The organism is Brevundimonas sp. 01N35, from assembly GCF_056399785.1.
Window position 1 is genome coordinate 126,789 of the sequence record NZ_JBFTRZ010000002.1, and the last position, 20,497, is coordinate 147,285.

A 20,497-nucleotide genomic window follows, 5' to 3' on the forward strand; every position below is an offset into this window, starting at 1 on the left:
GAGCGTTGGGCGGGCAATAGATCCTTAAGCCTAGAGGAGCATTCTACAGGCGATAGCTCGGAGCCTGCTGATGAATTCCCGAACAATGCGGATAGCCGCCGCTGTTGCCGTGAGCGTTTTGGCTAGCGGCGCTTCGGCGCAGTCCGCGCGCTTCGAGGGGAGCGTGCAGCCCATCTGCACCGTCAAGACGATGTCCGGTGGCGCAGCCCTGTCATCCGAGCTGGCGGTGTTCTGCAACGTGTCAGACGGAGCGACGCTTTACGCCAGCCTCGTTGGCGAGGGCGCTCAGGGCTATGTCTTGGTTCTGGACGGTCAGGAAATCGCGATGGACGCGCAATCGGAATCGGTCGTGCGACGTTACCCCACGGCGGTGTCGCGTCGTGAAACCGTTATGTTGCGGAAGCTATCCGAGGATGCGGTGGAGACGCCGCCCCAGTTGAGCTTCCGCATCGTAACCGGCGGCTAACCTTCAGGCACGACGCGAATGGTGATCTCGTCGGAATAGCGGCCGGCGCGCGCTGCGCCGATTCGACCGATGCGGACGTTCAGGGTATCGGTCGCTCCCGACATTTCCGTGGCGCGGAAGGACGATGTGCGTGTCTCGCCCGTGCCCAGGGCCACCTTGGCGCCGCCGAAGGTGACCGCATAGGGAATCTGGGAGGCGCGCCCCAGGTTCTCGTGCCACAGCGCTCCGCCGTTCAGAGACCTGAAACTGATGGCGTATCCGTCATTGGATTGAACCAGCACGCGAAGGTTGGCTTGTTCGCCCTCTTGAAGTGTGTCGAAATCCAGTTGCCGCGTGCGAACGCCGGCATCGTCGCGTGCGCTGGAAGCAGGAATGCCGCCCTCGAACAGCAGGATGGTCATGGCCGATCTGACCGTTGTCGCCAGACGCGCTGGGCGCTCCACGACAAGCATGCCGTTCTCAGTATCGAACGCCCGCACCAGCAGCGTGGTGTCATATACGCCTGAAGGCACGATCTGGTTCGGCGAAATCCTCACGGAAAATCCGAGGACCTGGACGCGACCCGGCGTCAAGGAAAAGGGCACTGCATTTGCCGGCGAGGGTGTTTCGGACTGCGGGCTAACCAGGTCCGACTGTCCGCTTGACGAGGTGAGGCGGTAATCGAGCGTGTCGCCGCCGTAGCCCCGCAAAACTGCCCGCCCGTCGCCGTTCTGCAGCGAAAGGTAGCCGCTGCAGTCGTCCTCGCCGTCGTTGCGGATCATCACGGAAAAATCGGTCTGATAGGTGGAGCGTTCGAAGGCGTCGTAAGCCGCGCCGCCGGCCCCCATCAGATTGACCGTCTCGATCGGGTCCAGGCTCAGCCGGCACGCCGCATGAGCTTGGGCCGAAACGAGGCTCAGGGCGACGGCGACTGGAATGGCCATGATATGCATCATCAGTCTGCGCTTCCTATCTGCTCGCCGACGTTTACGAACCCTGACGCATCCGCCGGGATGGTGATCTGAACCTTGAGCTTCCTGTCAGGGAAGTCGAGGATATAGGTATTGCCCTGGATGAGGCCCGACAGGCTGAAACGACCTGCGCGGTTCGTGAATATCTGCTGCGGCAGGAAGCCCCGATCCGTTGTCGAGGACGCGGAGCCGACCGCCAGCCCCAGGGCCCGGCCGTCCTTGTCCAGCACCACCCCCACCGCCGAGGCCAGTCTGGCGCTGCCGATGTCGACCAGATAGCCGGAGCGATAGGGCGGGAAGAACTCCATAGATCCCACGCCGATGTCGTAGCCGACCGGAAGATCGGTCACGTCATAGGGCAGACGCGCGATGGAATAGGATCCCAGGTCGGACACTACGGCCGGGCCGAGCGGGCCAGACCGCGCCCGGTCGCCCTGGCGCTCCCGGCCCGGGGAGACGACGATCGTGCGCCCTTCCAGAGCCGGATGTCCGCGGACGATGGCGAACGAGTCCCGGATCGGGCGCGACACGGCGAACTGATTGCCGGCGAACGCTAGCCCTGAGGCGAGATTGAGCGTCGTGCGCCCTCCGCTAGAGGAACGCTCGCCTTCGATCACCTGGGAATAGCCGGCGGAGGCTTCGAACCGGTTCGCCGTATAGTTCACAAAACCGTCCGCGACAGCATCCTGGCTGTCGGCACCGCTGACAGAAGCATTGCCGGTCAGGGTGCCGATGCCGCCAAACTGGTTGCTGAAGGCGTAGTCGGCGAGATAGCGACTGTCGCGCGTATCGAAGCTGGTGGAGGCGCGCCCGCTATATCCGAACGACTTGGATAGACCGAAACGCACAGCCGCCTCGCCTTCGCCCTGTGCGTCGCTCCGGTAGTCGGTGGAGGCCCGCAATGTGACGTCGGGGCGATAGCGGTAGGCGAGCGACAGAGACGCCTCAGGACCTTCCCGACCCGTTCTGCCGATCCGGGAATATCCCAGAGAGGCAGTGAAGTTGTAGCGCTCGAACCCGAAGGAGTCGCCATAACGGATGGCGGTGCGGAAGGTCTCGCCCAGGTTAAACAGCGCATTGTCGCCGTACTCAGATGATCGGTATTCGATGAAGCCGTCGATTTGGCGGTTCCGCGCTTCCCAAGCGTCGGGAAGTTCGGGCTGTGCGGTCATCAGTACGGCAAAGCCGGTGTTTCCGGCGCTCTGGCTGATCGAGATGTCGGTCGAGAAGCGGCCCAGGGCGGTGGCGCCCGTCGCCTCGCCGCCGATCAGCCACTGATCGCGAAAATACCGCCCGCTGATCCCCAGCGTCAGCGCGTCAGAGATGCCGCGACGATAAAATCCGGACACGAGGGCGTCGTTGAAATCATATTCGATCCGTCGAGACAGCCGCGTCGCCGCAACGCCGGCGGTGAAATCCCACTGACTGAGCCCCGTGCGAAGAAGATTGGAATCGAAAAAGCTGGTGAAGTTGAAGGCGGTAGTCTGGCCCAGATCGTTTCTGGCTTCGATGCGGACGTCGTTGGCCCCGTCAGTCAGAGGGAAATTGGTCAGGTCATAATTGCCAGCGGGCAGGCGCACCTGCCTGAGGACCGCGCCGTTGACGATGATATCGACGTTCGAGGCTTCATTCAGGATGAAAGACTGCCGCCCCGTCGGACGCGAGGACTGGAAGGGATCGAAGGTTTCGACGTTTCGTACGGCGGATACGCCCAGCACGTCGACCGAGCCTATAAACCCGCGCGATGTGCTGAACAGGTCGCCGGCGGAGACGCGAACGCCTGCTATCGGGAAGTCGCGGGTCACGCGGGTGAACTGGCGGCTGAGCGATCCGTCTTCGTGTCCCCCGGTGGCAAGCACTGAGGAATTCTCGATCGCAAAACCGCCCCATCGCACGGCGCCCTCGAACAGGACAGCGCCGCTGGTGCGGCTGCCGCTGAAGGCAGGATTGTCGACGACCGAGATGTTCGTGTTCAGATAGGCGGTGAAATCTCTAGGCGTCTGACGCGAGCGATCGGGTTCAGGCACTCGACCAGGGGCGGCCAGAGCGATCTCCGTGCGTCCTCGCTGGTTCGCCGGCACATCGAGTCGCAGGGCCGCCTTCTGGGCGTCAAACCGGATGGGCAGGCCTAGTCTTGCGGCCTCGTCCGGGCCGATTTCCCCGAGCGTGGCGACCTGAGGCTCGAGGAGCGCGAACTCTTCAGCGGAATAGACCGGCCGAAGGATAGAGATAAGCGCCGCAGCCGATATCCGATAGGCGCCCGTTCCGTTTACCCTTGCCGCCACGGTGCCGATCGGCCGATCGCCGTCGAAAACCGGCACGGTGATAGGCACGAGGCGCTGCGGCGGGGCGATGTCTTGGTCAAGGACCTCGGAGTTCGCCGGAGAAACGGCCAGTAGCGACGCCGCAACGCCAAGGGCGATCATATGCCGCGAGCTAGACCGGGCCAAGATGCCGCAGCCTCATCGCCGCCGCGTCCGGGACGGCGCCATCGCGGGGAATAAAGAAGGTGTTGGTCTGGCCCGGCAGGAGGAAGCCGACGCCGATCGCTTTTTTCAGCGCGGCGCGGTCCATCGTAGGACCACCATCCACGATCAGTTCCTGTTCCGACATCCGCGCAAAACGGGATCCCACGTTGCGGACATCAATCTCCACGCCGCGGACGCCGTCTTTTTCGGCCGGGCGAGACGCGGTGATCTGAATGTCCGGCTGCGTCCCAGGCGGAACCACATGAACGGAGATGCCGAACTGGTAGTTGATCCGAACGCCACTCACGCCGGGCGTGATCTGGGCCGGAACTTGGGTGACGTAGACATAATAGGATTCGGATGTCGGCGGGGCCTGGCCGACCAGCCATTGCATGCGCAACGTCTGCGATGAGCCGGTGGGAATGATCGTCTGGTAGGGGAAAATGGCGAAGTCATCTTCGGCCGGAATCTGCTGTTCTTCGCCATCCACGACGACGCGTTTCATCACCGTGACCTCGAACGGCAGGTCGATGTCGGTGACATTGGTCAGTTCGACGACCGCCGAGGAGGAACTCGGAGTGAGGTAGACGACCAACGGATTAACGCGGAGGCTGGCGACTGCAAGCGCAGGCCAGACGGTCCAGATCAGGCAGCTCAGCAACAGAACGCCGCGAGAAATTAACTTCACGAATTCCCCCGAATTCACAGCCGCTGCATGTCGCGCAATATACTGAGAGCCGCTGCTCAGTTCAGCATAGAGACAAACGCGTTAACAATGACGCAAGACGCAGACGTCGTTCGGGAAGGCGCCGCAGCGACGCCCTCCCGAAGACGGCGTCAACCTTAGCTGGCGTCAGCCACGAAGGTCAGGGTCAGGGTTTCCACGAAATCGCCAGCGATCGGCGGCGTCGTGCTAGCCGGGACGTTGATGTCGAGTTGCGACGTGCCCTCGAAGGCGTCGCTTTGGAACACGCCGGAGCCGCCAGCCGCCAGGTTCACGCCGTTCTGTTGCGTGCCAGCCCCGGTGCCGATTTGCTTGATGGCGAGCGTATAGTCGAGGCTGTTGGTGAAGCCGGCAGGCGCGGTGCTGCTGTTGAGCATGGCGCCGTTGGTGGCGGTCGTCGTCCAGGTGAAGTCGTCGTTGCAGAAGGTCTTGAAGCCGACCGAGAAGAACCGCTGGCTTGTGTCGCCGATGGTGGCTTGGGTCGGATCGGTCGTGTTGGCGATCGCGAACTGCCAGCTGGTGGTGACGTTGTCGCCGCTGACCGAATACGGCGTCGAAGCGCCGGCGTTGCCGCCTGCCAAGCCCGCTTGCGGCACAACGGTGCAGATCTGCTCGACCGTGCCCGTCATGGCGATGGTCGCGGTGTCGCTCGACTCAGCCAAGACCGGGGTGGCGAACAGGGTGGTGGCCATGGCGGCCATAAACAGCTTCTTCATGATGTGTCCCTTCGAAAAAATGTTCGGTTGACGGCGCAAAAACGCCGCTACTCACGCGACCTTCCGAAGGGTGTGTGCTGAATGAGTCTTTGCTCGCGACGCCCCCTTCAACCAAAAGGTTAAGAAAGCGTTACCGGCGTAACGGCGAGATGGCAACGTCGAATAACGTCGAAACGCCATTTTTTTTCGAGCTAGTCGTCAGTTATTTATGAAATTTTCCCCTCATGGGCGAATAGTAACCTTACCGGTCGGTGGCTGCGGATAATTGTTGTCCTCGGGTCGTGGTGCTGTGGCGTTCTGGCCAATGTGACGAGGGGCCGCCTTGCGGGACAAGCCGAGCACGGGGAGGAGCCGGTATTCGGAGCCATCGGCGATGGAGATATTCATGGATCCAGCCTGGTACCAAGCCCGGCTCGACGCGCTTCGACCGGCACGCACCGTGAAGCTCGGCGATCCTGAATACGGCCGCCCAACGCACAATGGCCGTCGATCCGTCCGCTGCAGAGCCTGGTCGAAAACCTGGCCCGCGTCATCGGCGCGCTGCGCGAGCGCGGCTATAGCCAGGGGGAGATAGCGGCCCGCCGATCTTGTCAAACCCGATACGGTGGAAGGAGGTGGCCGGCGCCGACCATATCGAGCGCGAGAGATTGGTGCGCGAGTTGGCGATGGTGACCCCTTATGGCGACGACGCCTTGGTTGTTGGTTATCGCGGCGGGGTTCCTGGAACGCCTGCTGTCTCGACAGCCCATCGAGTAATTCTTAGCCACTGATCATTTTGAGGTGTTGGAGACCTTTAGGGGCGTCATCGCCGCCGCTTCGCTCGAGGCGCCGCCAGCGGCGGCCGGAACGCCGGGATAAGCGGACCGGGACCCACAAGCGCCGGGACCATCGGAGAAGCCGCCGTGTGGGGCGGGTCAAGGATGGCGGCGGGGATGACGGCCAACCCGTTCGGAGCCCGCTAGACTGATCGCGATCAGATCGGTTGTCGATGAGGGGCGGCTGAACACGCGCGAGGCGCGCTGTGTTCGGCCGCTTTTCAAAGGCTCAGAGTTCGATCGGCTTGGCGCTCGAGGCCGTGGCGTTGGCGGGCACTTCGACGCCGCCGCGGCTGAGCAGGGTGCGCATGGGGCCGACCATGGAGCGGGTGCTCTGGACTTGGTCGCCGAGCAGGCCGGCGGCGGCGCGCAGGCTGCCCAGCTTGGTGATGTGCATGGGATTGGACTGCAGGCCGGTGATGAGGTCCGGCGACTGTTGGGCCAGTTGGACGTTGCGCATCATGCCGATGGTGAAGTTGTAGGCGGCGTTCAGCATCATCGTGCGTTGCTGCTCGCTGGCGTTGTCGTATTTCGCCTGGAAGGTCGCCGCATCCGCCACGTTGGCGTTCACGGCCGCGACGTTGGCCTCGAAGTTTGCCTTTTGAGTCTGAAGCTCACGGAGCGACGAAGCGCCCTGGATCGCCGCGAGCTGCGCTCGGGCTTCGTCTTGCTTGCCGTCTTCGGCGACGGCGTTCGCGAGAAGCGAAGCGGCGCTCCAGACGAGTTTAGTGGTCTCGACGGTCTCGCTCAGGAAGACGTCGGGATCGCCAGCGGAGGGGCCGGACTGAGCGCCGCCGGGCACCAGCTTGCGCAGTCCGCCCAGTTGGGCATGAGCGGAGGAGGCGTAGCCGGAGACGGCCAGGGCGCCGGTCAGAGCGACAGCCAAAAGAGACAAGGTCTTCATGAGAAGCTCCAGTTGCAGAGACGGTTAGGGATTGGGGTTCAAGGCCTTGGCCGCGCGTAAGGCGAGGTCTGAGGCGAAATCGGCCAGATCGATCTGAACAGACAGGGTCTGATGCGTGGCGTCGGCGTCCGCAGGGACGGCCGTGGCGGCAAGCGTCTGTTGCAGCCCCTGAGCGCCGACCCTTTGGTCGTTCCGTTTCAGCACATAGCCCACCGTCAGATCATAGGTGTTCTGGACGAAGGTCTGGCCCGACCGCTTCTGGCCGGTGTGGGTCAGATTGTGGACGGCTTCGAAGCACAGGTCGGCGGGCCGCACTGTCAGCGCCTTCACCTCGCGGTATTCGGGCGCGATGGAGGTGAGGGCCAGGGGGGCTGCTTCGTCGCCAAAGCGCGTCGCGTGAACCGCGCCCGGGAAGCCCGCGGCGAAGCGGTTGAAGCTGAGGGCGCGGAACAGCGGCTGTTCCGCCCCGCGGAAAACGACGACGGGATCGCCGGCGGCTGTGGCGCATTGGCCATAGCGGAAACGCGAAGCCGACAGGGAGCCGATCGTGTCGTGGGCCACCTGATCGCCTCGCCGAACTTTGGCGATCTCGACGCCGGATTGACGCGCCGTGGCGATTCCGTCGCCGAAACCGGTCACTTCCAGAGATGCGACTGGCATCCAGACATCCCCTTGAATGCCTGAAACGCGGCCGATGGAGCGCACCACATGAGCGTCCTGACCGATGCCGAGCGCACCGGTCGGGTCGGCGATCGTGACTTCCCCGTCATCGGCTGAGGCGACAGCCAGCCTCATGCGAGAGGGCGTGAAACCGGCTTTGAGGGCGTCTGGTGCTCGTCGCATGGCGTTGCGGGCGGCCACGTCGCGGCGCTGGGCCGTGGAGGGGGCCATGCCGTCTGCGATTTCGTCGATCTGCTGGTCCTTGCCTTCGACAGCGAAGACGGCGCGGCCGTCATGGTCGATGACCTCCAGGAAGACGCGAGCGTCCTGCACGCGGCGGTCGACGTTGCGCACGTTGGTGGCGGCCTGGACGGGCTCCAGCGGGGCGACGGTGACGCGAAGGAAGTAGTCCGGCAGGGCGGGCGGGCGACTTTCCACGCCGGCCGCCGTCAGTTGGGGCGCGCGGATGGCCGAGGCGGCCGGGTTGATCTGCACGAGGGCGAAGCCGCCCGCAGCGGACAAGGCTTCTTCCATGATGACGGCGGCGTAGCCGCGCGGCATATCGGGCGCCGTGTCAGCCACCACGACCAGCACCGAGGGCCGGCTCAGGGCGTCGAGGGGTTGGGCCACATAACGCGACAGGGTCTGTCCGACGCTGAGCGCATCCAGGGCTGGCGCGACCACGGCGTAGTGGGCGTCGGCGAACACCACGCGGGCGTCGGCGCCGATCTGGTCGCCGGGGCGCAGGCCCTTCTGCAAGCCGGCGTCGACGACGTAGAGATCGCCGTTGCGGCTGCGGACCTGGGTCGTGACCGCGTTGGGCTGGAAGCGGGTCCTGGCTTCATCGACCAGGCGCACCAAGGCGGCGTCGAAATGGCGGTCAAACTGGGCTGCGGCCTCGGCCTGATAGCCGGCGCGCTCCATCAATCCCTGGACATTGGTCGAGACTGAATGGGCGAACATGACCTCGCCGGTCAGCACATTGGTCATCAACAGGGTGACGGTGATGGGCATGTGGGCCTCGACCACGCTGGCCTTGGGCACAACCCACAGGTCGGCTCGCGAAACATGCAGCGATGCCACGAGGGTGCGCGACATCAGGGTTTCGCGCGTCATGCCCGCGGGCGGCAGCGCTGACAGGTCGCGCGTCACCTGATCTGAACCAAAGCGATCGGCGATCAAGGCGTCGAAGCGCGCGCCCCAGTATTGGCGGCGCTCGATCGGTGCGAGCTTATCGCATAGGGCCGACGAAATCAGATGGTCGGTGCGACCCGAGGCGCCGCAGACCGAATCCTCCGGGCCAAATAAGCCGGGAATCGGGTACAGCCGGAGGCCGCTTTCGTCAGCGGCGGCGGTCGTCGGCGCGGCGATCACTGCAGCCAGCAGAAGGGGAGCGAGGCGCGACATCAGCAGCCGTTCAGGCAGAGGATCACTTGCTGGGGCGCCGTCTGCGACTGCATGGCGGCGAAGGCAGGATTGCTGCGCAGGCGCTGGAACAGGGCGAGGTGCAGGGGCGTCGAGCCGGAATAGCGCACGTGAATGTTGATCTGTTTGGCGTCCTGCCCGAGGAAGGCGTGCTGATCGACGCCTTGGATGGCGCCGAGCGCATCGAGAAGATCGGCCTGAACCCCCATGTTCAGATCATTGCCGCGCACGGTCAGGGTGTATTCGGCCGGGGCCGATGCGGATTGGATCGCCGAGGTTTGGGCGCGGCTGACGTTGCGCCATTCGCGCTGGATCTGCGGGCCCAGCGCCGCCGCCACCTGACCGGCCAGAGCCGTGGTCAGGCGGTTTTCGCAATCGGCGCTGTTGCGGCCTGTGCCGGTCGCCTCACGGAAGGCGGAGCCGACGTTCTGGCCGGTGGCGGTGCTGTAGGCGTCCGCATTGAAGGCTCCGGTGCATTCCACCTCGCCGGTGGCGGGATGGCGACCGCCATGATTGATCTCCAGCGCGCCCGACATGAAGAAGGGCGCCGACTGGCTCTGCGCATACTGGAAGAATTGGCTCAGCTTGCCGCTGGATTGAAGTTCCGAAAACAGCGGCGTCGGGCCGGGTTGGAAGCTGGCCATCAGCGGCACAACGCTGGAAATGCCGATGTCATAGTTGACTAGGCCTTCCGTCAGGGCCGAGACAGCGGCGCGCCCTGTGGCGCTGCTGGCGGCGGACTGGAAGGTGATGCGTTGACGGAAGCGAACGTCGTCGTGGGTGCTGGCCTCGACGTTGGTGCGGTTGATCAACGAGGTGTCGCTGGAGGAAGCGGACGACGAACGCGAGCGTTGGGCGCTGGAGCTTCTGCCCGACCCGCTGACGGCGACCGAACCCCGCGCGCCGCTGGCGCCGCCAGCGTATCGGCCTTGCGAGGACTGGCCTGACGCTGAGGACGACGACGAACCGGCGCGTTCGCGATTGCCGTACGCCAGCGCCGACTTGTCGCTGAAGGACGAGCCGCTGTCGCGATCATACTCGGTGACGATTTCGGCCGGTTGGCTGAAGTCCGGCGCGACGCCGATGGCTTCGTCGATCATCACCACGATGCGCTGCTGCTGCCTGCCGCCGCGGCGCGAAGAGGAGGCGACGCCGAGATCATCCAGCCCGCGTTGGAACCATTCGCGGTCAATGCTGGCCGACAGGGTGACGTTGAAGGCGGCGCCGACCCGTTCGGACGAGCGATCCACGATCATGTCGTTGCGGATCTGGGTAGCCAACTGGCTGACCATTTCGGGGGTGAGTTCGCTCAGGCGTTCAGCGCCGATGACCTGACGCGCGAAGGCGCGGACCAAATCGGCCTTGGCCAAGGCTTCGGCCTGAGCGCGGACGGCGTTCGTATCGCGCGTGACCGGGGCGGAGCCGCTGCCGGAAACGATCGTATTGGCTTGCGCGAGCGCGGCGGTGCTGACCGCCGCCAAGGCCATGGCGGCGGCGCAAGAGATTTTGAAGGTCATGGGGAACTCTTAGTGACGGGTGTCGAGAACGACGTCGCCGGCGCGGATGACGTCGCCGTCGGCGCTTTCGATGATTTCCACGTCGCCGGCGCGGATGTGGCTGGTGGGGCGGGTGAGCGCAGAGCCCGATGCGGCGAGGCGCGCGCGATAGGGAGCGAAGGCTCGGTGGCCGCGCACGGTGTCGAAGGCCGGCTCCGCCAGTACGTCGGCCACGTGGGGAAGCCCGGCGGCGATCGCGCGGTCCAGCGCCGCAGCGGACGCTTCGGCGTCGCCGAGGCGCGCCTGAGCGCGGGCGGCGGCGGCGTGGACCCGTTGGTCGCCGGGGAAACGGCTCTGGGCGTCGGTCGCCAGGCGGGCGGCTTCACCGTAATTCATGCGCGCGAGACTGTCATTGATCGCAGTGAGCAAGGCGTCGGCGTTGGCTTCCGCCTCTTCGGCGGCGGGCGGCGCGTCGACCTTGTTGCAGGCTGTAAGGGACGATGCCACGATCGCCGCACCCAGGGTCACGCAAACTCGGAAACGAGATTTCATATAAAAAGCTAGGCCCTTAAATCACTGGAGGCGTCTTCTTCGAGAGACGAAGTCAAGCTTGACAGTAATCTCGTAGCTTGGCTTTATCATGACGATCAGCGTTCTTCTGCGCGCCCCTTCATGAGCGACGGGGCCGCGTTGCAACCCCGGCACGGCATTGGCGACGGCGACGTCATGGGACGGCAGGGGCACCGGAGGAAAAAAGGTGTCCGCTCGGCGACGCTACTGAGCCAACATCAGCAGGAAGGGAGAGTCCGTCTCGGCGCGAACCTCAGCCAGCCTGTCCCTCGGGCAGATCCCCCTTTAGTCGAGGTCGGCCAGGGGCGCCGCGCGGGTCGGGGCGGCGGCTTCCCGATGGCGCATCTTGCGGATTGGCGTGAACCGATTCGTTGGCGGCGGCTTGGGCCAGCGCCCATTGGCGAGAGCCCGGCGACGCCGCGGCCTTGAGGCGTTCGATCCCGCTGAGGGCGGTGAGACTGCCCCCCCTGTGAGCCGCTCCAAGCTTCGGGCCCCGTCTGCGGCGGCCGCGCGGGCGGCTTGGGTTTGCGCGGCGCTCCCTCCTTTCGGAGGCCAGGCCAGAACGCTGCGATTCTCTGTATTTTCCTGTAAACAGGCGAAGGAGTTGGTTCGTGGAAACCCAACCGACGTCGGCGTTCATTGCTCCGCTCCGCGATCCATTCACCCCCGGAGGTTGATGCGGGATTCCGACAGCGCGAGCCAAGCGGGGTTCGCGGCGTACATCTGTTCGATGAGGTCCTTGATCTCATCAATCCGGCCGCTGGCGTCATTGACGCGATAGCTCATGATGATGGGCGAGACGGCCTTGGGGTCATTGATCGGGCGGAAGACCACGTCGCTGCTGCGCAGGCGATGCGCGGACGCAGGGACGACCGCGACCCCGAGGCCCGAGGCCACGAGGCCCATGGCGGTCTGGAGTTCACGGACCTCGCGCGTCGCCGCTGGCGAGATGCCGGCGTCCGCCAAAAGCGACAGCACTTCGTCCGCGAAACTCGGGCGAGGCTGGGACGGGTAGAGGATCAGGGTTTCTTCGGTCAGGACCGACCACTCGACCGGGTCGCTGGTGCTGGCGAGCGGATGCTCCGCCGGAAGGGCGAGAACCAGCGCTTCTTCCCGCAAGCGAACCCGCGCGATGGCGGGGTCGGTAAGGCGGACTCGACCGAAACCGAGGTCGATACGCCCTTCCTTCAGGGCCGTGATCTGCTCGCTGGACATCATCTCGAGGATTTCGATCTGCAGGTGGGGCCAGCGCGCCCGCATCCGGCGGATGAGGTCGGGCGTGCCGCCATACAGGCTGGAGGCGACGCAGCCGATGACGAAGCGGGTCCGGCCGGTGGCGCCGATTTCCTGGGTCTGCTCCTTCAACTGCGCCAGACGCCCGAGGATCTGCAGCGCCTGGCCATAGAAGAAGCGGCCCGCCTCGGTCAGTTGCAGCGGACGGGCGCTGCGATCCAGCAGCTTGACCCCCAGTTCCGCCTCCAGGTTCTGAATCTGGCGGCTGAGCGGCGGTTGGGCGATGTGCAGTTCTTCTGCGGCGCGGCTCACATTGCGGGTGCGGGCGACGGCGACGAAATAACGAAGCTGTCTGAGTTCCATTCTACGTCCTCCGCCGAAGCGCCGCGCCGACCGACGGAAAGGGCCCGCTGACCGCCATAGCAGGCCTTGTTGGGCGGTCTGTCAAACCGTCCGACAAGAGCGCCGTTCGCTCGAAGGAAACGGCGGGCGCGGCGACCTTCATCGTGAACCTCTTCCGCCTCTTGAGGACGTGCATCGCGATCATTCACGCCCGCTGCTACCGGCGTCACCAGGCCCGATCCGTGCATGATCGAGTGACGTCGGCATGAGCGGAATGTGTCTCAAAGGTATAATAGAAGACCGCATCGGTTTTGGATTTCGATCCGGGGGGAGATTAGCACTCTGCGGATGATGTCGACCCTGCATCCTCGCCGTAAAGGGCAATCACTTCGCCAAATGCGTGGTCAAGACGGTGCTGTTCGATACCCAGGGCAAACGCTTCGACCCGTCCGTGTCGGAGTTTTGCGGCGGGCGGATGTGGGACGAAACGCGATCTCATCGACAGAATGACCGCTGAAATAGCGGCGCCATATTCTCAAGGGAGACATTCGAATGCACACCGATTTCGTCAAATCCGCTCCTGTTCAGGCTCTGCTCGACCGTGCGGTCGGCCTTGACCGCGAAGGCGGCGATGCGCGCCTGAAGGCCATCGTTCGTGACCTCACCCAGGCGGTGGCCGAGGTCATCGTCCGCTACGACATCAGCGAGGACGAGTTCTGGGGTGGCGTGAACTACCTGTCCGGCGCTGCGCCCGAGTTCGGGCTGCTGATCCCCGGCACGGGCCTTGAGCACTTCATGGACCTCTATCTGGACGCCAAGGACGCCGAGGTCGGCCGCGCCGGCGGAACGCCGCGCACCATCGAAGGCCCCCTCTATGTCGCCGGGGCGCCGCTGGTCGAGGGCGAGGTCAATCTGTCCAAGGACGCCGACGACACCTCGACTCTTCGTATGTACGGCACGGTCCGTGGACCCGACGGCGAGCCGGTGAAGGATGCGATCGTCCATGTCTGGCACGCCAACTCGAAGGGTTGGTACTCCCACTTCGACCCGACCACGGAGCAGACCCCGTTCAACAACCGGGCGCGAATCAAGCTGGGCGACGACGGCGCATACGCCTTCCACTCCAAGATGCCGGAAGGTTACGCCGTTCCGCCGCAGGGCGCGACGGATCGCCTGATGCAGGCGGTCGGGCGCCACGGCAAGCGCCCGGCCCACGTCCACTTCTTCATCGAGGCGCCGGGCTATCGGCAACTGACCACCCAGATCAATTTCGGCGACGATCCCTTCGCCAACGACGACTTCGCCTTCGCGACTCGGGAAGGGCTTCTGCCCATGCCGAACCGTCAGGGCGACACCGTGACCGTATCGTTTGATTTCGAACTGCAGATGGCGGTCGGCGAGAACGATCAAGTCCTGTCCGAGCGCACGCGCGTCGCCGCTTGAGAGCGGCGATCAGATGAGGAAATCACAATGAAGCAGACCCTGCGCGAACGCCTTGAAACCGCTGTCGTCGAGAACCCGGAACAGGGCCTGTTCCGGTGCCGTCGCGACGTTTTCACCGACGCTGAACTGTTCGAGCTGGAGATGAAGCACATCTTCGAGGGCAACTGGGTCTTTCTGGCCCACGAGAGTCAGATCCCTGAACCGAACGACTATTTCACCACCTGGATCGGCCGTCAGCCGGTCGTGGTCACGCGGGATAAGGGCGGCGAGTTGCACGCCGTGATCAACGCCTGCGCCCATCGGGGGGCCACCCTGTGCCGGCGCAAGCACGGCAACAAGGGCAGCTTCACCTGTCCCTTCCATGGCTGGACCTTCAGCAATACGGGCAAGCTTTTGAAGGTGAAGGACGGCAAGACCGGCGACTATCCGGAGAGCTTCAACACTGAAGGCTCCCACGACCTGACGCGCGTCGCCCGTTTCGAGAACTACCGCGGCTTCCTGTTCGGCAGCGTCAATCCAGATGTGAAGCCGCTGGATGAGCACCTGGGTTCGACACGAGTGATCATCGACCAGATCGTCGACCAGGCCGCCGAGGGGCTGGAAGTGCTGCGCGGCAACTCCACCTATGTCTACGACGGCAACTGGAAGCTCCAGATGGAGAACGGCGCCGACGGCTATCACGTTAGCGCCGTGCACTGGAACTACTCCGCCACCATGGGGCATCGGAACTACGAGGCCGAAGGTACCCGCACGGTGGACGCTAACGGCTGGTCCAAGAGCGTCGGCGGGGTCTACGGCTTCGACAACGGCCACATCCTGTTGTGGACCGACACGCTCAATCCGGAAGTGCGTCCGATCTACGCCCACCGCGAGGAACTGGAACAGCGCCTCGGAAAGGCACGGGCCGACCTGATCGTGGGCCAAACGCGCAATCTCGGCCTCTATCCCAACCTCTATCTGATGGACCAGTTCTCCACCCAGATCCGGGTCGTTCGGCCGATCAGCGTCGATCAGACCGAGATCAGCATTTACTGCTTCGCGCCCAAGGGCGAGGCGGCGGCGGAGCGTGCCTTGCGCATCCGCCAGTACGAGGACTTCTTCAACGTCAGCGGCATGGGCACGCCCGACGATCTGGAGGAATTCCGCGCCTGTCAGAACGCCTATACCGGCGCGGGCGCGCTCTGGAACGACCTGAGCCGCGGCGCCGTCCACTGGGTCGAAGGCGCGGACGACAACGCCAGGGCCATGGGGCTTGAGCCGTTGATCAGCGGCAACCGCAGCGAGGACGAAGGCCTGTTCGTGCGTCAGCACGAATACTGGGCGCAGACGCTCATCGCGGCCCTCGATCGCGACGGCGGCCCATCCGCGCCCAGGCCCGTGCTGGAGGACGCCGCATGACCGCGCACAATCTGAACCGCGCCGAGATCGAGGACTTCCTCTATCGCGAGGGCGCCTGCTCGACGACCGTCAGTGGGACGAGTGGCTCGCTCTCTATTCGCCCCAGGTCGAATACTGGATGCCGGCCTGGGACGACGACGATCAACTGGTCGAGGATCCCCAGCAGCATATCTCGCTGATCTACTATCCCAACCGCGACGGGCTGGAGGACCGGGTCTTCCGCATCAAGACCGAACGGTCCGGCGCCAGCACGCCAGAGCCGCGAACCAGCCACAACATCTCCAATGTGGAGATCACGGAGGAGCGCGACGGCGAGCTCGATATCCGCTTCAACTGGTTCACGCTCAGCCACAGGTACAAGGACACCCTGACCTTCTTCGGGACGTCCTACTACAGCCTGGATGTCCGCGGGCCGTCGCCGCTGATCACGCGGAAGAAGATCGTTCTGAAGAACGACTACATCCGCCAGATCATCGATGTTTACCACGTCTGATTGGGCGGAGAATTAGCATGACTTACCGTATCGCGCTCAATTTCGAGGACGGCGAGACCCGTTTCATCGCGTGCAATCCCGGCGAAAAGGTTCTGGACGCCGCCTACCGGCACAAGATCAACCTGCCGATGGACTGTTCCGACGGCGTCTGCGGCACCTGCAAATGCCGCTGCGAACAGGGCGACTATGACCTGGGCGACGACTATATCGAGGACGCCCTCACCCAGGACGAGGCGGAGGAACGGATCGTCCTGACCTGCCAGATGACGCCGTCCAGCGACTGCATCATCGCCGTGCCGGTCCCGTCGTCGGCCTGCAAGGTCAAACCGGCGGCCCACGAAGGCGTCATCACATCGGTGGAGACAGCGTCGGACAGCACCGTCGTCCTGCGTCTCGCGCTCGACAATCCTGCGGGGCTGAACTTCCTGCCGGGCCAGTATGTGAATCTCGGCGTGCCATGGGCCGAACAGCACCGTTCCTACTCCTTTAGCTCCAAGCCGGGGGCGAGCGAGGCCAGCTTCCTGATCCGGAATATTCCGGGTGGCCTGATGAGCGGCTGGCTCACGAGCAAGGCGGCGGTCGGCGACCGTATGACCTTCTTCGGCCCCAGCGGTAGCTTCTTCCTGAGGCCGGTGGATCGGCCGGTCGTCATGCTCGCGGGCGGGACGGGGCTGGCGCCCCTGCTGTCTATGCTGGAAGTGTTGGCGGATCAGGGCAGCGACCAGCCGATCCATCTGATCTATGGCGTGACCCACGACGGCGACCTGGTCGAGACCGATCGACTGGTGACTCTGAAGACGCGCCTGCCGTCCCTGACCTGGGCGGCTTGCGTCGCCGACGAGGCCAGCCAACATCCGCTCAAGGGCTATGTCACCCATCATCTGGCCGATGAGCACCTGAACGCCGGCGACTGCGACATCTATCTGTGCGGCCCCCCGCGGATGGTCGAAGCGGTGCGCGTCTTCCTGCGCGAAAAGGGCGTCACGCCCACGCACTTCCACTACGAAAAGTTCGCGCCGAGCGAGACCGAGAGGGCCGCCGCATGAGCGTCCAGGGTCGCTTCGCCGGCAAGTCTGTGGTCGTCACCGGGGCCGCCCAGGGCATTGGCCGGGGCGTGGCGCTCCGCATCGCCGCCGAGGGCGGGCGTGTCTTCCTCGTCGATCGCGCGGATTTCGTGAGCGAGGTCGCCGCCGAGGCCGGGCCCGAGGCCCGTCATTTCTGCTGCGACCTGGAAACCTACGAAGGCGCGGCAGCGGCGATGGCGGCCGCTGTCCAGGCGTTCGGCCGGATAGACATCCTGATCAACAATGTCGGCGGCGCCATCCGCATGCGGCCCTTCGCGGCGTTCGAACCGGAACAGATCGACCAGGAGATCCGCCGCTCGCTTTTCCCGACGCTCTACGGCTGCCGCGCCGTCCTGCCGACCATGCTCGACCAGGGCGGCGGCGTGATCGTCAACGTCTCCTCCAACGCCACGCGGGGCATCCGCAGGGTTCCCTATTCGGCCGCCAAGGGGGGGATCAACGCCCTGACCCAGAGCGTGGCGATGGAGTATGCGGAGCAGCGTATCCGCGTCGTCGCGACGGCTCCGGGCGGGACGTCGGCCCCGCCTCGTCGCACGCCACGGAACGCCGAGGGGGACAGCGCCCAGGAACTGGCCTGGATGGCGGAAGCCGTCGATCAGGTCACTAGCTCGGCCTTCATGAAGCGCTACGGGACGCTCGACGAACAGATCGCGCCGATCCTGTTCCTGGCCTCCGACGAGGCCAGCTACATCACAGGCGTTGTCCTGCCTGTCGCCGGCGGCGATCTGGGGTGAGCGAGGCGGTTTGAACCGTACTCTCCCGTTGAAGGATTCCACAAACCCGTTCTGGGTCGGCTTGCGGGGCGCGATGTAGTGCCAGTCGACGCCATGATCCTGGCCCAGGCCAGGATGGCCGTGGATGTGAACTCCGTGCCGTTGTCGCTGACGATCATGGCGGGACGGCCCAGCCGAGCGATCAGCGCTGTCAGCTCGCGCGCGACGCGGCGTCCCGAGCGCGCCGACTTACGGTCCGCCTTGATAATGGAGCAGGCCCGTCGCTCGCTGACGCCGAACGCCGCCTTCAGATGGGCGACGGCCTGGCGCAGCGCCGCGGGCCCTACCACTTTTTGAAAGCAGATCGTTCAGCGCCGCCTTGTCGAGCATGGCGTCGGCCAAAAGACGCTTCAGCCTGCCGTTCTCGTCTTCCAGGACCCGGAGGCGCTGGGCGTCCGACACGTTCATCCCCCCGAACTTGGCCTTCCAGGCGTAGATCGTGCCCTCCGACACGCCGTGCTTGCGCGCCAGCTCGCCCGCTTTGGCGCCGGCCTCGTTCTCCCGCAGGATCCCAATGATCTGCTCTTCCGTGAATCTCGCTCGTTTCATTCCGTCCGTCCTTTCAAGGGTCGGACTCTAGCTCCGCGTGGAGGAAATTCTCAGGGGCACGTCACTTACGCCACGGACGGCATCCTGCCCTTCATGAGCTCGATTGATGCAGGCCTGCGTTGGAACGAGACGAGCGTGCTCAACGATAGCGTCACCGGCACCACGAATTTCACCAACGTCACCTCGTCCTTCTTCCGGCCGAGCGGCGATCGATTCTCGAGCCTCATGATCGCCGGCCCGAACAATTTCAACGCCGCCTATGATCGGCGCCTATATTTTTCGGACTTCCTGATCATCGACGGCGCCCGCGCCTTCCGCGATCCCGCGGGAACGCTGGCGGAGCTCAATGCCGCGATCGCGGCCAGCAATACCGCCAACGGATCCATTGCGGAGTCCCGCGGCTCGAATCCCCGCGGCGCTCCTCGGCCGGCGGACGTAGAGACAAAGGGCGATCTGGTCTTCGCCCCCGCCGGTGAGTCAGTCTCGGTCCTCGCCGATCGTGAATCCGCGCGCCCGCAAGGCCGTCAGCAGCGCGCAGGTTTGCGCGGCGCGCTATTGTTCTGAACGCTAGGCCAGACCGCCGCGATCCCCTGTATTTCCCTGTAAACAGGCAATGAGCATCGATCGCAGAAAACCCAACCAAATTAGTTCCAATTATCATTGGAAATGTCTTCGATTTTTACTGTATCTTTGGTGCTGTTTTTACGACCAAAGCTAGGCTGTACTTAAAAAGTACTTCCTAGTTGTTGATGAGTGTGTGGCGGACAGGGTGGGATTCGAACCCACGGTAGGCTTCCACCTACGGCGGTTTTCAAGACCGCTGCCTTAAACCACTCGGCCACCTGTCCCAGCGCGAGTCGAAACAGCGCGCGGAGGCTCCATAGCCGCAACCTTGGCTCTGCCCAAGCGGAAACCGCGTCAGGCCTGAGCAGCCGCGGGAGCGGCGGGTCGGGACGGGCGCGTCACCAGCCAGATGCCGGCGCAGACCAGAACCAGTGCCGCCAGATAGCTCCACCGCAGCAGGGATTCGCCCAGGAAAATGGCCGACAGGGCCACGCCGAAGACGGGGATCAGGAAGTTGAAGGCCGCGATCAGTCCAACGGGATTGTGCTTAAGCAGCAAGCTCCACACCGCGAAGGCCACCGAGGACAGCAGAGCCATATAGAGCAGCAGCGCGCCCGATTGCAGGTCCAGCGCTTCCAGATGACCGCCCCCCGCCATGCCGATCCCCGTCAGGATCACCCCGCCGATGAACAACTGCCAGGCGGTCATCACCATCGGATCCATGCTGGCCGAGATTCGCTTTCCGTAGATGGACGCCGCCGCCAGCACCAAGGCGGCGATGATGACGAAGCCTTCGCCCAGCAAGCTGAAGTCGAAGCCTAGCGCGCCGCCGCCCAGGTTGACCACCACCACGCCGAGGAATCCGATCAGACAGCCGAGCGCCTTGCGTCCGCTGAGCCGGTCGTTCGCGTAGATAAAGTGGGCCAGGACCACGCTGAAGAAGACGCCGGTGGCGTTCATGATCGACGACTTCACGCCCGTGGCGTGGGCCAGGCCGATATAGAAGAAGACATACTGGATCGCCGTCTGCATCAGCCCAAGCAGAGCGACTTGGCGCATCTCTCTTCCGTTCAGGGCCAGGATCGGCTTTCGCATCGCCGCCGCGACGATCAGCAGGATCGCGCCGGCCAGGGCGAAGCGCCAGCCGGCGAACAGCATCTGGCTGGCGATGTCGCCCGGCGCGATATGCAGCAGGGCATAGCCGTTCTTGATGGCCGGATAGGCGCTGCCCCACAGAATGCAGCACAGGGTCGCCAGGGCGAAGACCCCCGAGCGGGTCTGGTAGAGGGAGGGTTTCAAGGCGCTCGCTTCAAGAACTGGGCGCGGACGCGAAAGCGTCGCTGCGACGCCGGGACGCATAGCCTCAAACGGCCTGTTAACCAAACAGGAAACGTCCTTAGCGATGATCGCCCCGAGTGACCGG

Annotated in this window: 17 protein-coding genes, 1 tRNA gene and 1 pseudogene; 7 read left to right on the plus strand and 12 right to left on the minus strand. The window is 64.5% G+C overall.

The genetic code is table 11. The features are described 5' to 3' along the window. Positions 1-70: 70 nt before the first annotated feature. Positions 71-466: a hypothetical protein gene (locus AC1DJ5_RS02280; protein WP_477019544.1), complete on the plus strand. Its 396-nt coding sequence runs from the start codon at positions 71-73 to the stop codon at positions 464-466. Here the strand turns inward: AC1DJ5_RS02280 and AC1DJ5_RS02285 are convergent. The 9 genes from AC1DJ5_RS02285 to AC1DJ5_RS02325 form a co-directional block, all read right to left on the minus strand. Next, complete coding sequence (locus AC1DJ5_RS02285; protein WP_441453483.1) at positions 463-1,401, minus strand: hypothetical protein; 939 nt, start codon at positions 1,399-1,401, stop codon at positions 463-465. The genes AC1DJ5_RS02280 and AC1DJ5_RS02285 overlap by 4 nt on opposite strands. Continuing rightward, entirely contained in the window at positions 1,401-3,842 is a 2,442-nt protein-coding gene (locus AC1DJ5_RS02290) for a fimbria/pilus outer membrane usher protein (protein ID WP_477019545.1), read from the minus strand. Before AC1DJ5_RS02290 ends, AC1DJ5_RS02285 begins: the two co-directional genes overlap by 1 nt. Before the next feature lie 10 nt (positions 3,843-3,852). After that, entirely contained in the window at positions 3,853-4,545 is a 693-nt protein-coding gene (locus AC1DJ5_RS02295; protein WP_441453480.1) for a fimbrial biogenesis chaperone, read from the minus strand. 182 nt (positions 4,546-4,727) lie between these two features. Then, on the minus strand, positions 4,728-5,324 hold the full coding sequence (locus tag AC1DJ5_RS02300; RefSeq protein ID WP_441453478.1) for a hypothetical protein: 597 nt from the start codon (positions 5,322-5,324) through the stop codon (positions 4,728-4,730). 1,044 nt (positions 5,325-6,368) lie between these two features. Then, a complete protein-coding gene (locus AC1DJ5_RS02305; RefSeq protein WP_477019546.1) occupies positions 6,369-7,043 on the minus strand; it encodes a hypothetical protein in 675 nt (224 codons plus the stop codon). Between the two features lie 24 nt (positions 7,044-7,067). Then, positions 7,068-9,110 carry a hypothetical protein gene (locus AC1DJ5_RS02310; protein WP_477019547.1) on the minus strand — a complete coding sequence of 681 codons (2,043 nt, stop codon included), beginning with the start codon at positions 9,108-9,110 and terminating at the stop codon, positions 7,068-7,070. Then, the gene (locus AC1DJ5_RS02315) at positions 9,110-10,645 is read right to left on the minus strand and encodes a hypothetical protein (RefSeq protein ID WP_477019548.1); all 1,536 of its coding nucleotides are present in this window, start codon (positions 10,643-10,645) and stop codon (positions 9,110-9,112) included. The genes AC1DJ5_RS02310 and AC1DJ5_RS02315 overlap by 1 nt, the downstream gene beginning before the upstream one ends. Positions 10,646-10,654: 9 nt before the next feature. Next, the gene (locus tag AC1DJ5_RS02320; RefSeq protein ID WP_477019549.1) at positions 10,655-11,131 is read right to left on the minus strand and encodes a hypothetical protein; all 477 of its coding nucleotides are present in this window, start codon (positions 11,129-11,131) and stop codon (positions 10,655-10,657) included. Between the two features lie 723 nt (positions 11,132-11,854). Continuing rightward, complete coding sequence (locus AC1DJ5_RS02325; protein ID WP_477019550.1) at positions 11,855-12,790, minus strand: LysR family transcriptional regulator; 936 nt, start codon at positions 12,788-12,790, stop codon at positions 11,855-11,857. Between the two features lie 531 nt (positions 12,791-13,321). Between AC1DJ5_RS02325 and AC1DJ5_RS02330 the strand changes: the two genes are divergently transcribed. The 5 genes from AC1DJ5_RS02330 to benD are packed head-to-tail and all read left to right on the plus strand — an operon-like array spanning position 13,322 to position 17,922. Then, complete coding sequence (locus tag AC1DJ5_RS02330; protein WP_477019551.1) at positions 13,322-14,212, plus strand: dioxygenase family protein; 891 nt, start codon at positions 13,322-13,324, stop codon at positions 14,210-14,212. A 27-nt stretch (positions 14,213-14,239) separates the two neighbouring features. After that, positions 14,240-15,610 (plus strand): Rieske 2Fe-2S domain-containing protein, encoded by a 1,371-nt coding sequence (locus tag AC1DJ5_RS02335; protein ID WP_477019552.1) that lies wholly within the window; start codon positions 14,240-14,242, stop codon positions 15,608-15,610. A gap of 55 nt (positions 15,611-15,665) precedes the next feature. Then, on the plus strand, positions 15,666-16,103 hold the full coding sequence (gene benB / locus AC1DJ5_RS02340) for a benzoate 1,2-dioxygenase small subunit (RefSeq protein ID WP_477019680.1): 438 nt from the start codon (positions 15,666-15,668) through the stop codon (positions 16,101-16,103). A 17-nt stretch (positions 16,104-16,120) separates the two neighbouring features. Next, positions 16,121-17,149 carry a benzoate 1,2-dioxygenase electron transfer component BenC gene (benC, locus tag AC1DJ5_RS02345; protein ID WP_477019553.1) on the plus strand — a complete coding sequence of 343 codons (1,029 nt, stop codon included), beginning with the start codon at positions 16,121-16,123 and terminating at the stop codon, positions 17,147-17,149. Then, a complete protein-coding gene (gene benD, locus AC1DJ5_RS02350) occupies positions 17,146-17,922 on the plus strand; it encodes a benzoate diol dehydrogenase BenD (RefSeq protein WP_477019554.1) in 777 nt (258 codons plus the stop codon). The genes benC and benD overlap by 4 nt, the downstream gene beginning before the upstream one ends. 15 nt (positions 17,923-17,937) lie before the next feature. On the opposite strand, the pseudogene AC1DJ5_RS02355 reads toward benD, so the two are convergent. Then, positions 17,938-18,510 (minus strand): annotated as a pseudogene (locus tag AC1DJ5_RS02355) (transposase); the annotation flags it as partial. A gap of 93 nt (positions 18,511-18,603) precedes the next feature. Here AC1DJ5_RS02355 and AC1DJ5_RS02360 point away from each other — a divergent pair. Next, positions 18,604-19,074, plus strand: coding sequence for a hypothetical protein (locus AC1DJ5_RS02360; protein ID WP_477019555.1), 471 nt, complete (start codon positions 18,604-18,606; stop codon positions 19,072-19,074). A gap of 194 nt (positions 19,075-19,268) precedes the next feature. On the opposite strand, the gene AC1DJ5_RS02365 is transcribed toward AC1DJ5_RS02360, so the two are convergent. Both AC1DJ5_RS02365 and AC1DJ5_RS02370 read right to left on the minus strand, forming a co-directional pair. After that, positions 19,269-19,358: transfer RNA gene (locus tag AC1DJ5_RS02365), tRNA-Ser, on the minus strand. 70 nt (positions 19,359-19,428) lie between these two features. Continuing rightward, complete coding sequence (locus AC1DJ5_RS02370) at positions 19,429-20,373, minus strand: DMT family transporter (RefSeq protein ID WP_477019556.1); 945 nt, start codon at positions 20,371-20,373, stop codon at positions 19,429-19,431. Between the last annotated feature and the right edge of the window lie 124 nt (positions 20,374-20,497).